The organism is Roseicyclus sp. (genome assembly GCF_965662675.1).
Lineage (GTDB): Bacteria > Pseudomonadota > Alphaproteobacteria > Rhodobacterales > Rhodobacteraceae > Roseicyclus.
Genome location: NZ_CBFIIK010000079.1, coordinates 1 through 13,444, shown reverse-complemented (window position 1 = coordinate 13,444; position 13,444 = coordinate 1). Strand labels below are relative to the sequence as shown.

The following is a 13,444-nucleotide window of genomic DNA, read 5'->3' as shown; positions in this document are numbered from 1 at the left end:
AGCCTGACCCCCGGCACGCTGAGCCTTGATGTGACGGAAGATCGCGAAACGCTCTATATCCACGCCATGTTCGCCGATGATCCCGATGGCATCCGCCAGCAGATCAAGGACGGGATGGAGCGCTGGGTGATCGAGGCAACGGAGTAGGCCATGGATATCCTTGGAATATCGCTGAACATCGCCTTCGTGCTGGTCATGCTGGGGGTCGTTTTGGCCTTTGCGCGGCTGATCATCGGGCCAAGCCTGCCGGATCGGGTGGTCGCGCTCGATATGATGACGGTGCTGATCGTATCCTTCTGTGGGCTTTATGCCATCATCTCGGGCGACACGGCCTTTGTGGATGTGGCGATCGTTTTGGCCTTGGTGGGGTTCTTGGCCACTGTGGCGCTGGCACGTTTCGTGGAACGGCGCGGGCCAGCGACAAATGGCAACGCCCAATCGGCGAACCCTGCGGCGGAGGGCGATAGCGATGCTTGATCTGATCATGGCCGCCCTTGTGCTTCTGGGCGGATTTTTCTGTTTCGTGGCGGGCTTCGGCGTCTTGCGCCTGCCCGATGTGCTGATGCGGATGCATGCCTCGACCAAGGCGGGCACGCTGGGTTCGGGGCTGATCCTTGTGGCGGTCGCGGTCTATTTCGGCGATCTGGCCACGATCACGCGGGCGGTGGCGGCGATCTTGTTCTTGCTGATCACCGCACCTGTCGCCGCCCATATGATCGGGCGCGCAGCGTTCCGCGTCGGCGTGCCGCTTTGGAAGACCGATATCGAGGACGGGGCCGAGGAAAAGCTTCGCCGCTAGGCGGTCGGTCGATCCTGCGTTTCAGCTTTGCAAGAAGACGTAGCTGCCATCGGGTTGGATCGCGATGCAGCTGAGTTGCCCGGTCATCCATGCCCCGGTGTCGAGGCTGATGCGCCCCTCGTACAGCTTCGGGGCATCTTGCACCACATGCCCATGCGCAACCCAAGCGTCATCGCCTCGCGGCATGCTGTCGAATTCGGGATGCCCCCAAAGCTGCACGCGCGCGGTTTGGTCGGTCATCGGGCGGGCAGGGTCGGCGCCGGCATGCACAACCCAAAGATTGCCTGAATTCCAGCTTAGCGGGCAGGCGGCCAGCCAATCTTGGGTCTCTTGCCCGATGGCTTGCGCCAATGCGGCGGCGGTCTGTGCCCATAATGCGGGCGTGGCTGCCTCGGCCAAGGGGGTTGGATCGATCCCGTAGCTTGCCAGTGTTGCCTGCCCCCCTTCGCGGAGCCAACGCGGGCCGCGCAAGGCGGGGTCGGTGAGCGTGTCGAGCAGCATCCGCTCATGGTTACCCATCAGGCAGATCACATTATCGGGAAAATCCTGAGATAGCTCGCGCATCCGGGCCAGAACCACGGCGCTTTCGGGGCCGTGGTCGATGTAGTCACCCACAAAAACCAAGCGCGGATCTTGCCCCCCGGTGCCGCCGATATGGGCGTCGATCAACTCCAGCATCAGCTCGAGCAGATCGGCGCGCCCATGCACATCGCCGACGACATAAGTTGGCGTTTGGGGCCGCGGAAGGTCAGGTGCCGCCGGATCGGTGGCGGTTTGGCTTCCCTTACGCCCAAAGATGGTGCGAAGCTGTGTGATCATCTTGGCTGTCAGGTGACCTGTGCAACGTCCAATGGCAAGCGCTTTGCCTGTGTTTTGATCCCGGTCAGTCGCGCGCGCGCAACACCCTTGCGGGTCGCGCCGCCATGGGACGCCATGCATAGGCCAAGCCCGACAGCAATGTCGCCAAGATCCCGCCGATGATGATGGCCAGCGCCGAGACCGGCTCGAAGCGGTAGCTGCTCTCCATGACCAAGGTCATCACCGCCCAGCCGCCCAGAGCCCCGGCCAAGATCGCGACCGCGCCCGCCGCCAGGCCCATCAGCGCCGCGCGCAATGCGAAGGACGTCAAGATGCTGGCGCGCGAGGCACCGAGCGTCTTCATCACCGCCGCCTCGAAGACGCGGCCACGCTCGCCCGCCGCCGCAGCCCCGATCAGCACGATGAAGCCCGTCAGCAGCGTCGCCCCCGCCCCGTAGGAGGTCGCCGCCGCAAGACTGCGCAGCGCGCTTGCCACCTGATCGAGCGCATCGCGCACCCGGATCGCGGTGATGTTTGGTGCATTGCCCGCCACATCGCGCAAGATTGCGGCCTCGGCCGCCTCCTCGGCATAGACGGTGGCGATATGGGTGTGCGGCGCGCCCGCCAGCGCGTTTTGCGACATGGTGACGACAAAACCGATGCCGGCATTCTCGAAACTCACCTCGCGCAGCGCGGCGATCTCGGCCTCGATATCACGGCCAAGGATGTTGACGGTGATGGTGTCGCCGATCGTGAGCCCGATCTCGAGCGCCTCTTCGGCCGCAAAGGCCACCAGCGGCGGCCCCGCGTAATCATCAGGCCACCAAGCGCCTGCGACGATTTCCTCGGGTGGCGGCGCGGTGGTGGCATAGGTCACGCCGCGGTCGCCCCGGATCACCCAGTGATCGCCCGCCACATCCTGTGCGCGCTGGCCGTTGATCTGCGTGATGACGCCGCGCAGCATCGGCGCGGTATCGACGCGGGAAACGGCGGGGTCGCCTGTCACGCGGTCGAGAAAGGGCTGCAACTGATCGGGCTGGATATCGACGAAGAAATACGACGGCGCGACGGTCGGGAGGTCACGCTGGATCGCCGCGCGCAGGTTGCTGTCGATCTGCCCCACGGCGGCCAGCACCGCAAGACCCAGCCCCAGCGACAGGACCACGCTTGTCGCTTCCGACCCCGGGCCGCCGACGGCACCCAGCGCCGTGCGAAGCGCGGTGCGACCCCGAAAGCTACGTGCCCGCGATAGCCGCCGCGCCAAGGCCCGGATGCCGCGCGCTGCAAGCGCCAAGAGTAGCAGCGCCCCCAAGATGCCGCCCGCGGTGCCGAGCGCCAGCCGCTCAATCCCCGAAAGCCATGTCGCCAGCCCGACAAGCAACACCGCAAGCCCGGCGACAAGCACCACCCAGATCGGGCGCGGCCACGCCCTGACGCCGCCCGCCGCATCGCGGTATAGGGCTGCCGCGCGCAGCTGTTCGGTGCGCGCCAATGGCCAAAGCGTGAAGATCAGCGCGGTAAGCGCGCCGTAAAGGGCCGCCTCGGCCAAGGGGGCGGGATAGACCGCGAAGGCGATGGGAATGGGCAATTGCGCCGCGATGATCGGCGCAAAGACCAAGGGCAGCACCGCGCCCAAGGCCAGCCCCAGCGCCAGCCCCAACAGCGTCAACAGGCCGACTTGGATGAAATAGGCGGCAAAGATCGTGCGCCCTTCGGCCCCCAGCGTCTTGAGGGTGGCGATGGTCTCGACCTTGCCCTCCAGATAGGCGCGCACTGCTGATGAGACGCCGACGCCGCCCACCGCCAGCCCGGCCAATCCCACCAGCACCAAGAAGGCACCGATCCGGTCGACAAAGCCCTGCACCCCCGGCGCGCCATTGCGGCTGTCGCGCCAACGCAGGCCGGTATCCTCAAAACGCGCGCGGGCCTCGGCCGACAGCGCGGCGAGGTCTGCCCCCGGCGGCAGGGCAAGACGATATTGGCTGTCATAGAGCGTGCCGGGTGCCAAGAGCCCCGAGCCCTCCAACCCTGCCAGCGTCACGATGGTGCGCGGCCCCAGACCGAACCCGCCCGAGGCGCCATCGGGTTCGCCCACCAGTGCGGCGCGCAATTCGAATTCCTGCGTCCCCAGCCGAAAGACATCACCGATCTCGAGCGCCATTCGGTCGATCAAAAGCCGGTCCATCACCGCGCCGGGCCGGTCGGTCATGGCCAGTGCCTCGGCCAGCGGCAGGTCTGGATCAAGCACAACTGTGCCGTAAAGCGGATAGGCGTCATCGACGCCGCGCACCTGTGTCAGGCCGCGCTCGGGCCCCTCCGCCCGGTCGATCACGACCATGGAACGGAAATCCACTGTCTCCGAGACGCGGAGCGCGATCGCGTCCATGTAGGTGCGCTCGGCCTCATCGGCGAAGCGGTAGGTGAAACTCATCTCGGCATCGCCGCCAAGGATGGCTGCGCCTTCGCGCGACAGCCCCGCCTCGATCGCGGCGCGCACCGATCCGACCGCGGCGATGGCCGCGACCCCAAGGGCCAGACAGGCCAGAAAGATGCGAAACCCCTTCAGCCCGCCGCGCAATTCGCGGCGAGCGATGCGCCATGCGACATTCATTCGGCGGCATCCTTGAGCGTTGCGCCATCGATCCGCCCGTCGCGCAGCCGGATTTCCCGGTCACAGCGCGCGGCGAGTTCCGGCGCATGTGTCACCAGCACCAGCGTCGATCCATGACGGTCGCGCAAACCAAACAGCATCTCGATGATCGCCTGACCATTCGCGCCGTCAAGGTTTCCGGTCGGCTCATCGGCCAACAAGATGCGCGGGCGCGGCGCGGCGGCGCGTGCCAGCGCCACGCGTTGCTGTTCGCCGCCTGACATCTGGCTGGGGTAGTGATGCGCGCGCTGGGCAAGGCCCACAGCCTCCAATTCCGCTTCGGCCCGCTCAAACGCATCGCGGTGCCCGGCAAGTTCCAATGGCGTCGCCACGTTTTCCAGCGCGGTCATCGTCGGGATCAGGTGGAAGGATTGGAACACCACCCCCATATTGTCTCTGCGAAAGCGGGCAAGCTGGTCTTCGTTCATCGCGGTCAGGTCGTGGCCCAATGCCGTGACGGCACCGCCAGTGGCGCGCTCCAGCCCGCCCATCAACATGAGGAGCGAAGATTTGCCAGACCCCGATGGCCCCGTCAGCCCCACGGTTTCCCCCGCATGGATATCGAGCGTGATCCCGTGCAAGATATCGACGCGCCCCGCATTGCCATCGAGCGAGAGGCGGGCATCGACAAGGGACAAAACAGGATCTGACATGACTGAACGCCTCGGTTTACTTCGCTCATGGGCATATGGGGCCTGGTGCGTCATGGGCAAGGCGCTGGCGCTGGCGATGTTGGTCGCACTGCCCGCGCGGGCGGACACGATCACCATCGCCGCCTTGGGCGACAGCCTGACCCAAGGCTATGGGCTGGTGCAGGAAGAGGGGTTCGTGCCGCAATTGCAGGGCTGGCTTGCCGCGCGTGGCCAACAGGTCGCGCTCATCAATGCGGGCGTGTCGGGCGATACTACGGCGGGCGGGCTGTCGCGGATCGGCTGGACGCTGACGCCCGATGTCGATGCGTTGATCGTGGCGCTGGGCGGCAATGACCTGCTGCGCGGCCTGCCGCCCGAGGCAAGCCGCGCCAATCTGGAAGGCATCTTGCAAGCCGCCGCCACGGCGGGTGTGCCCGTGCTGCTGGTGGGCATGGAGGCGCCCGGCAATTACGGCCCCGAGTTCAAGGCCGCCTTTGACGCGATCTATCCCGATCTTGCCGCCCAATACGGCGCGCTGCATGCCGAAAGTTTTCTGGGGCCCCTGACAGATGCTGCCGAGGCAGATCCACGTGCGGCGCTTGCGGCTTACATGCAAGCCGATGGTATTCATCCCAATGCCGAAGGCGTGGGTTTGATCGTGGCATCGCTTGGCCCCTTGGTCGAACAACTTATCGTGAGCTTGCCGCAATCGTGATCGCGGTGCCCGCCGCCTCGCAAAGCTCGCGCAATGCGCGGGGCGGGGCCGCATCGGTGACCCAGCGATCCAGATCGCGCAGCCCTGCGATCCGCACCGGGGCGGCACGCGCCAGCTTGCCATGATCGGCCACCAGAAAGGCCGCCCGCGCCTGTGACAGGATCGCACGCGAAACGCGCACCTCGTCCGGGTCGAAATCGAGGATATCGCCCGCAAGGTCGAGGGCCGAACCGCCGATCACGGCGATATCGACCTTGAACTGGCGGATGGTTTCCACAGCCATATCGCCCGTCAGCCCGCCATCGGCCCGGCGCAGGCGGCCGCCGGTCAAGATCACCTCGGCGGTCGGGTGGCTACCCATGATCTGCGCGACGTTGAGATTGTTGGTCACCACCATCAGGTTCGGCGTGTCGCTTAGCGCGCGCGCCACGGCCTCGGTCGTCGTGCCGATATTGAGGAAAAGCGAGGCACCTTGCGGGATCAGCGCCGCGGTGGCGCGCCCGATCGCCTCTTTCGCCTCGGCGGCAAGGCGGCGGCGTTCGGCGTAAGCGATATTCGTGATGCCCGAGGGCAGCATCGCCCCCCCATGGGTGCGCGCCAAAAGCCCCGCATCGCACAACTCACCCAGATCGCGGCGGATGGTCTGCACCGTGACGCCAAAGCCCGTGGCCAGATCATCGACGCCGACGCGGCCCATCTGGCGGGCAAGATCGAGAATATCCGACTGGCGTGGGTTGATACGCATGACACCCTCATAACGAAAAAAAACGAACATGAAAATTGACAAAACGAACATTGGATGAAAATGACAGGGTCAGGCACGCATTGTTGTGGGCAAAGGATTCGCCATGGCCGCGCATTACGATCTGTTCGTCATTGGCGGCGGCATCAATGGCTGCGGTATCGCACGCGATGCTGCCGGGCGGGGGCTATCGGTCTGTCTGGCCGAGATGGGCGATCTGGGTGGGGCGACCTCCTCGGCCTCGACCAAGCTGTTTCATGGCGGGTTGCGCTATCTGGAGTTTTTCGAATTTGGGCTGGTTCGCCATGCGCTGGCCGAACGCGAGGTTTTGCTACGCGCCATGCCGCACATCAGTTGGCCCCTGCGCTTCGTGCTGCCGCTCTCGCACGAGATGCGCTTTGACAGCACGACGCCGACCTCGCGGTTGTTGGGGGCTATCATGCCGTGGCTCAAGGGGCGGCGGCCCGACTGGCTGATCCGGCTGGGCCTGTTCCTCTATGACCACCTCGGCGGTCGCAAGATCCTGCCCGGCACCAAGACGCTGCATCTGCCCGATACGCCCGAGGGGGCGGCGCTGCAAGATCGCTTCACGAAAGCCTATGAATACTCCGATTGCTGGGTCGAGGATGCGCGCCTTGTCGTCCTGAACGCACGCGATGCCGAGGCGCGGGGCGCGCGCATCCTGACCCGCACCAAGGTGACCGCCGCCCGCCGGGTGGGTGATCGCTGGCAGATCACGCTCGCGCGCGGCGGCGTGTCCGAACAGGTGAAGGCGCGCGCGCTGGTCAATGCCGGTGGCCCGTGGGTGGCCGATGTGGTGCAGGGGGTGATCGGCCAGAACAGCCACGAAACCGTGCGCCTCGTGCGCGGCTCGCACATCGTCGTGCCGCGCGTGGCAGGGCACGACAAGGCCTATTTCCTGCAGGGCCGCGACGGGCGGATCATCTTTGTCATTCCTTATGAGAGCGATTTCACCTTGATCGGCACGACCGATGCCGACCATCAGGGCGATGCGCGTGTGGCCCGCTGCACCGAAGCCGAGCGCGATTACCTTTTGGCCTTTGCCAATGAATACCTGAAGCTGCCGCTCAGCGCCGCCGATGTCGTCTGGAGCTATTCCGGCGTGCGCCCGCTTTACGATGACGGGGCCACGTCCGCCACGGCGGCGACGCGCGATTATGTGCTGTCGCTTGATGAGAACGGCCCGGTGTTGCTCAACATCTTCGGCGGCAAGATCACTACCTATCGCACGCTGGCAGAGGACGCGTGGGACAAGCTCAAACCCCACTTCCCCGGTCGGCGTGACCATTGGACGGCGGGTGTGGCGCTGCCTGGTGGCGATTTCCCGGTGGATGGTGTGGGCCTCCTGATCGAAGATCTGCGCACGCGCTACCCGTTCCTCGGCCAAGCTTGGGCCACACGGCTCATCCGCGCCTACGGCACCGAGGCACGCAAGATTCTCGGCCCCGCGCAGACCGCCGCCGATTTGGGAAGCGATTTCGGCGCGACGCTGACCGAGGCGGAATTGCGCTGGCTCATGACCCGTGAATATGCCCGCACGGCGGAAGATGTCGTCTGGCGGCGCAGCAAGCTGGGCCTGCGCCTTGGGCCTGACCAGATCGCAGCCATCGACGCCTTCATGGCGGCGGGCGTGACTTGCGCGGATCGTGCTACGCGATAGGCTTGCATCAACAAAAGGGGGAAGGGGCCGATGACGCATATTCTGGCCATCGATCAAGGCACCACATCAAGCCGCGCGATCTTGTTCGACGCGGGTCTTGCTCCCGGCGCATCCGCGCAACAGGAATTTCCGCAAATATACCCGGCCTCGGGCTGGGTCGAACATGATGCGGAGGCGATCTGGCAATCGGTTCTCGCCACCTGTCGCGCGGCGATGGAAAAGGGCGGGCTGGCCGCGCGCGATATCGCCGCCATCGGCATCACCAACCAGCGCGAAACCGTCGTGCTGTGGGACCGCGCCACGGGTGCGCCCCTGCACAATGCCATCGTCTGGCAAGACCGTCGCACCGCCGACACTTGCGCCCGCCTGAAGGCCGAGGGGCATGAGGCAATGGTGCAAGAGAAGACCGGGCTTTTGCTCGATCCTTACTTCTCGGGCACCAAGCTGGCGTGGCTGCTCGACCATGTCGAAGGGGCGCGCGCCCGTGCCGCGGCGGGGGAGCTGGCCTTTGGTACCATCGACAGCTGGCTGATCTGGAAGCTGACGGGGGGCCGCGTGCATGCCACCGATGCCACCAACGCCTCGCGCACGATCTTGTACAACATCCGTGAAGGCCGCTGGGATGCGGATATCTGCGCGCTTCTGGGTATCCCCATGGCGCTCTTGCCGGATGTGCGCGACTGCGCCGCCGATTACGGCATGGCCGATCCCGCGCTTCTGGGTGGCGCGATCCCGATCATGGGCGTGGCGGGCGATCAACAGGCCGCTACCATCGGTCAGGCCTGTTTCCAACCCGGCATGATGAAATCGACCTATGGCACGGGCTGTTTCGCGCTGATCAATACCGGCGATACGCTGGTGCGCTCGCAGAACCGGATGCTGGGCACCATCGCCTATCAACTGGGCGGGCGGCCCACCTATGCGCTGGAGGGCTCGATCTTTATCGCGGGTGCGGTGGTGCAATGGCTGCGCGACGGGCTGGGGATCATCGATCATGCGCCCCAGACCCAAAGCCTGGCCGAAGCCGCCGACCCGACCCAACAGCTTTACCTTGTCCCCGCCTTCACCGGGCTTGGGGCGCCTTACTGGGACCCCGAGTGTCGCGGTGCGATCTTCGGGCTTGCCCGCAATTCTGGCCCCGCCGAGTTTGCCCGCGCCGCGTTGGAAAGCGTGGGCTACCAGACACGCGATCTGTGGGAGGCGATGGCCGCCGATTGGCGGGCCGAAACAGGCGACGCGCTGGATGCCTCCACCCTGCGCGTCGATGGCGGGATGAGCGCGTCCGATTGGACGATGCAGTTTTTGGCCGACATTCTGGGCGCGCCCGTCGATCGCCCCCGCGTTCTGGAAACGACAGCACTGGGGGCGGCGTGGCTGGCGGGGATGCGGGCCGGTGTCTATCCGGATGCGGCGGGCTTTGCCGCGACTTGGGCGCTGGATCGCAATTTCGCGCCCAAGATGGATGCCAAGACCCGCGAAAGCCGCTATGCCGGGTGGAAAGACGCTGTCTCTCGCACCTTGAGCCGCCCATGACCCAAAGCCTCACCTTGCGTGTTGCCTTGGCCCAGATGTGTTCCTCCGACACGCATGAGGCCAATATTGCGACCGTCAGCGCATTGGCGACCGACGCGGCCGCAGGCGGCGCGCAGCTTTTGGCCCTGCCCGAGGTGGCGGGGCTGATGAACCGCAACCCCGAGACATCGGCCCGGCAGGTCGTTGTGGCCGAAGATGACCCCTTCATCGCCGCCTGCCGCGATCTGGCGGCCAAGCATGGGCTGTATATCCACACGGGATCGACGCCCGTGCGCGGCCCCGATGGGCGGTTTCTGAACCACGCCACCCTCATCGATGCCACGGGCGGGATCGTGGCGGAATATGACAAGATCCACCTCTTCGACGTGGCGCTTGAGGGCCAAGCCCCCATTGGCGAATCCAAACGCTTCGCGCCGGGCACGCGCGCGACTCTCGCGCAAACGCCTTGGGGCCCCTTCGGCTTGTCGATCTGCTACGATCTGCGCTTTCCCTATCTCTACCGCGCCTATGCGCAGGCCGGCGCAGTGCTGATGTTCATCCCCTCGGCCTTTACGGTGCCGACCGGACAGGCCCATTGGGAGGTGCTCTTGCGCGCCCGCGCGATCGAGACGGGCAGCTTCGTTCTGGCGGCAGCCCAAGCGGGCCACCATGCAGATGGGCGGCAGACCTATGGTCATGCGCTGGCCGTGGACCCTTGGGGCGCGGTTCTGGCTGATCTGGGCGAGGGGGCGCCGATCCTGCGGCTGATCGACCTCGACCTTGGCGCGGTGGCGCGCGCAAGGGCGCAAATCCCAAGCTGGGGCGCCGCCCCGCCCGATTGGTTCGATCCAAGCCGGATCGGCTAACGACGGTCTTTGCAAAGCCGGTATTTTTGGCCACAGTATCCCCGTTCGTAAGGGGTATGGCCATGGTTGAGCATGCCGATGGTAGGTCTGACCCGGCCGAGGTCGCATCGGCGCTTGTCGATTTGGCCCATTGGCTTGAGGGCGCGCAGGGTGATGCAGGCTGGCTTGCCGCGCTGCGCTTCGGGGTTGCGGGCGCGCTGGCCGAAACCTCGCATCAATCGCTTGCCGAAGCGGGCTTTCGCCAGATCATCGCTCAAAGGCCCGCGCATCTATGGGCCTGGATTGGGCTGATCACGCTGGTTCTGGCGCGCGGCGATCCGGGCCAAGCGGCCGCACTGGGGCGCGCGGCTTTGGATCAATTGCCCGATGAACCGATCTTGCGGCGTAAGACCGCCGAGGCGTTGGAGCAGGCCGAGGGCCCTGATGCTGCGCTCGCTTGCCTTGGCCCCGGCGCTGATCCCCCACGCGCGCCGGAAGATCTGGCCTATGCTATTATGCTATTGCGCAGCGCCCAGCGTGTCGCTGAGGTCGGGCCGTTTTGCGATGCGCTTTTGGATCAGCGACCGGCCGATGCCTTGGCCCTGTTGGCGCGGATAGAATTGGGGTTGGCGCAGGACGATGATGATGCCGCGCTGCGCGCTGCAGCGGATGCACGCGCCCACCACCCCAACCACGCCGAGATCCGGCTGCGCAGCGCCCAAGCGCATTGGCGCATTGGTCAAACGAGATTGGCGGCCGCGCTGATCGCGCCTGTCCCCGATGATCCGACACTTGCCCCGGCTTTCGACACCCTTTGGGCTGCGCTTGTCGGGGCCGACCCGGATTTGGGCAAGGTGGTGGCCGATCCGGCCGCGATCGGTTCTGCGCTTGACGCTCTTCTGCAAAAGAGGGCCAAGCAAGGTGACAGGTCCATGTTCATGAAGTTGATCAAGGAAAGCGCGCCCTTGCCATGGTATCATGCGATTGGTCTTGTCGCGCGTGCGCATGCGGCGGGGCAGGGCGCGCTGGGCGAAGAGATCGTAGCCGCCATCGATGCCGATGCTTGGCCCGCCGCCGATCAGCATGCCTTTGCCGTTGAGCATTCGTTGCTGCGTCACGGCCCGCTGGCTGCTCTTGATCTGTTGCGTGCGACGGTTATCGGCATGCGCGACCCAGAGGCGGCAGCGCGCTTAGGGCGGGTTTTGTTACGCGCAGGGCAGGCAACGCTGGCGGCCCGCTATCTTGGGCGGTGCCTGCGTAAATGGCCGGGCGATGCCGACATGTTGGCGCTTGCCTGCGATGCGCAGATCGCCGCCGGGCGCCCGGATCTTGTTGCGGATTTGGTGACAGGCGGCCGGGTTGCGCTGGATGCGGGACGTGCCTTGCACTATCGGTTTGCGGCAGCTTTCCACTTGGCACGACCCAACCAGCTGCGCCAGCTGTGCAAAGAGTCCGAGACCGTGCACATGGACAAGCCGCCCTTGGCCAGCTTGATCAAGGCGCATCTGTTGCTGGGCGATCTGGCAGCGGCCGAGGCGTGGCTTGCCAAGCTTGATCCAAAGGACGATCCGCTGGCTGCGGCGTTGATCCAACGCCCGCGGGCGACATGGCTTGGCTCGCTTTTGAACGAGGCGCGACTGCTTGCGGTGGCTGTACGCGAAAAGCCTATGGCCACGGCAGCAGCGAGCGCCCCTTTGGCGCAAGATTACTTCTTGCACGCCCATGCGCGGATCGCCGCGATGCAAGCCATGCCCGTGCCGACACCCGCCCCGCCAGATGCAGGCGATGGGCTGCAGCCCTTGCATCTGCTCTGGCCAAGCCCGGCCCCGACAACGCCCGAGGGCCAGCGCCTTGCCGCCGCTTGGGCCGCGCAAATGGGCCGTCCGGTTGCTGCGATGTCGCTTGATGATGGGGGCGAATGGCTGGCGCAACATCATGGCGCTGCGGTGGCCAAGGCCTATCGCTTACTGCGTGACCCCGAACAAAAGGCCGATCTTCTGCTTTATGGCCATCTTTTGCAGCATGGCGGTGTCGGACTTGGTGCGCCGCTTTGGCCACGAAGCGGCATCGCGGCCCGCTTGGCCGCCTTTGGCCCGACACGCCTTTTCCGCGACGATGCGGGGGCGCCCAGCACCGCGATGATCATGTGTTTGCCGCAAGACAAGGTCATTGCGCTGGCGCTTGATAAGGCGGTCGCCGCAAGCCTCGCCCGCGAGACTGAGCATCGCTGGTTCAAGACAGGGCCGGGGCTTTTGGCCCGCGCCTTGGCAAGCCTGCATCTCGATGGCGACATCGCCGATGCCGTGCCGATCGCGCCGATCGCGCTGCTGTATCGCGCCGCTCATCCCTTTGATCCGACACCCCCCTAGAAATAAACAATAAGGACAGTCATCTTTCTCAAGAGAGAAGGGTTTACATCTTTCGTGTGATGGGTTTTCGTCGTGCAACGTCGGCGCTCATGGCGCGCTGCGATCGGGGCTGGGCAACGGGGGCTGGCATGGCGACATCGCAACAGATCACCCCAGTGCTGCTATGCGGCGGGTCCGGCACAAGGCTTTGGCCATTGTCACGCCGCAGCTATCCCAAGCAATTCTCGGCCCTGATCGGTGAAGACAGCCTGTTTCAGGCATCCGTCCGACGCGTTCATGGGAAAGGTTTCGCACCGCCCGTGATCGTGACGGGCGACGATTTCCGCTTCATCGTCACCCAGCAATTGGCCGAGGCCGGCATCGACCCAGACGCGGTGATTCTGGAACCCGCACCACGCAATACCGCGCCCGCTGTTCTTGCGGCACTTCTGCATATCACGGCCGCCGACCCCGGCGCCTTGGTGCTGATCGCGCCCTCCGATCATGTGGTAAGCGATACCGCCGCCTTTCATATCGCCATCGCGCAGGCCGCCCTTGCGGCCCAGGACGGGGCCATCGTGACCTTTGGTATCCGCCCCGATCGGCCCGAGACGGGCTATGGCTATCTCGAACTGGGCCAGCCCGGCGATAGCGCGGCCATCCCCCTGCTGCGCTTCGTCGAGAAACCCGATCATACGCAAGCCGCGGCGATGCTGGCCGAT

Annotated in this window: 13 protein-coding genes; 9 read left to right on the top strand and 4 right to left on the bottom strand. The window is 65.5% G+C overall.

Going from position 1 to position 13,444, the window contains the following annotated elements; genetic code table 11:
- The first annotated feature begins 3 nt into the window (after positions 1-3).
- Genes ACTG4J_RS11365 through mnhG form a run of 3 tightly spaced genes read left to right on the top strand, consistent with a single transcriptional unit; the run spans position 4 to position 799 of the window.
- Positions 4-147 carry a Na+/H+ antiporter subunit E gene (locus tag ACTG4J_RS11365; RefSeq protein WP_439139616.1) on the top strand — a complete coding sequence of 48 codons (144 nt, stop codon included), beginning with the start codon at positions 4-6 and terminating at the stop codon, positions 145-147.
- 3 nt (positions 148-150) lie between these two features.
- On the top strand, positions 151-477 hold the full coding sequence (locus ACTG4J_RS11360; RefSeq protein WP_439139614.1) for a monovalent cation/H+ antiporter complex subunit F: 327 nt from the start codon (positions 151-153) through the stop codon (positions 475-477).
- The gene (gene mnhG, locus ACTG4J_RS11355) at positions 470-799 is read left to right on the top strand and encodes a monovalent cation/H(+) antiporter subunit G (RefSeq protein ID WP_439139612.1); all 330 of its coding nucleotides are present in this window, start codon (positions 470-472) and stop codon (positions 797-799) included. The genes ACTG4J_RS11360 and mnhG overlap by 8 nt, the downstream gene beginning before the upstream one ends.
- A 21-nt stretch (positions 800-820) precedes the next feature.
- Here mnhG and ACTG4J_RS11350 read toward each other — a convergent pair whose 3' ends face one another.
- From ACTG4J_RS11350 to ACTG4J_RS11340, 3 genes are all read right to left on the bottom strand, one after another.
- The gene (locus ACTG4J_RS11350) at positions 821-1,618 is read right to left on the bottom strand and encodes a metallophosphoesterase (protein WP_439139611.1); all 798 of its coding nucleotides are present in this window, start codon (positions 1,616-1,618) and stop codon (positions 821-823) included.
- 64 nt (positions 1,619-1,682) lie between these two features.
- A complete protein-coding gene (locus ACTG4J_RS11345) occupies positions 1,683-4,208 on the bottom strand; it encodes an ABC transporter permease (protein WP_439139609.1) in 2,526 nt (841 codons plus the stop codon).
- A complete protein-coding gene (locus tag ACTG4J_RS11340) occupies positions 4,205-4,900 on the bottom strand; it encodes an ABC transporter ATP-binding protein (protein WP_439139607.1) in 696 nt (231 codons plus the stop codon). Before ACTG4J_RS11340 ends, ACTG4J_RS11345 begins: the two co-directional genes overlap by 4 nt.
- Between ACTG4J_RS11340 and ACTG4J_RS11335 the strand changes: the two genes are divergently transcribed.
- The gene (locus ACTG4J_RS11335) at positions 4,899-5,594 is read left to right on the top strand and encodes an arylesterase (protein ID WP_439139605.1); all 696 of its coding nucleotides are present in this window, start codon (positions 4,899-4,901) and stop codon (positions 5,592-5,594) included. The two genes, ACTG4J_RS11340 and ACTG4J_RS11335, sit on opposite strands and share 2 nt — an antisense overlap.
- On the opposite strand, the gene ACTG4J_RS11330 is transcribed toward ACTG4J_RS11335, so the two are convergent.
- Positions 5,569-6,339 (bottom strand): DeoR/GlpR family DNA-binding transcription regulator, encoded by a 771-nt coding sequence (locus tag ACTG4J_RS11330; RefSeq protein ID WP_439139603.1) that lies wholly within the window; start codon positions 6,337-6,339, stop codon positions 5,569-5,571. The two genes, ACTG4J_RS11335 and ACTG4J_RS11330, sit on opposite strands and share 26 nt — an antisense overlap.
- A 103-nt stretch (positions 6,340-6,442) precedes the next feature.
- Between ACTG4J_RS11330 and glpD the strand changes: the two genes are divergently transcribed.
- The 5 genes from glpD to ACTG4J_RS11305 all read left to right on the top strand — a co-directional run.
- On the top strand, positions 6,443-8,017 hold the full coding sequence (gene glpD, locus ACTG4J_RS11325; protein WP_439139601.1) for a glycerol-3-phosphate dehydrogenase: 1,575 nt from the start codon (positions 6,443-6,445) through the stop codon (positions 8,015-8,017).
- A gap of 30 nt (positions 8,018-8,047) precedes the next feature.
- On the top strand, positions 8,048-9,550 hold the full coding sequence (glpK, locus tag ACTG4J_RS11320; protein ID WP_439139599.1) for a glycerol kinase GlpK: 1,503 nt from the start codon (positions 8,048-8,050) through the stop codon (positions 9,548-9,550).
- Positions 9,547-10,395: a carbon-nitrogen hydrolase family protein gene (locus ACTG4J_RS11315; protein WP_439139597.1), complete on the top strand. Its 849-nt coding sequence runs from the start codon at positions 9,547-9,549 to the stop codon at positions 10,393-10,395. The genes glpK and ACTG4J_RS11315 overlap by 4 nt, the downstream gene beginning before the upstream one ends.
- A gap of 62 nt (positions 10,396-10,457) precedes the next feature.
- Positions 10,458-12,743 carry a hypothetical protein gene (locus tag ACTG4J_RS11310; RefSeq protein WP_439139595.1) on the top strand — a complete coding sequence of 762 codons (2,286 nt, stop codon included), beginning with the start codon at positions 10,458-10,460 and terminating at the stop codon, positions 12,741-12,743.
- Positions 12,744-12,871: 128 nt separating this feature from the next.
- Positions 12,872-13,444: sugar phosphate nucleotidyltransferase (locus ACTG4J_RS11305; RefSeq protein WP_439139593.1), on the top strand; the 573-nt coding region annotated here is incomplete at its 3' end.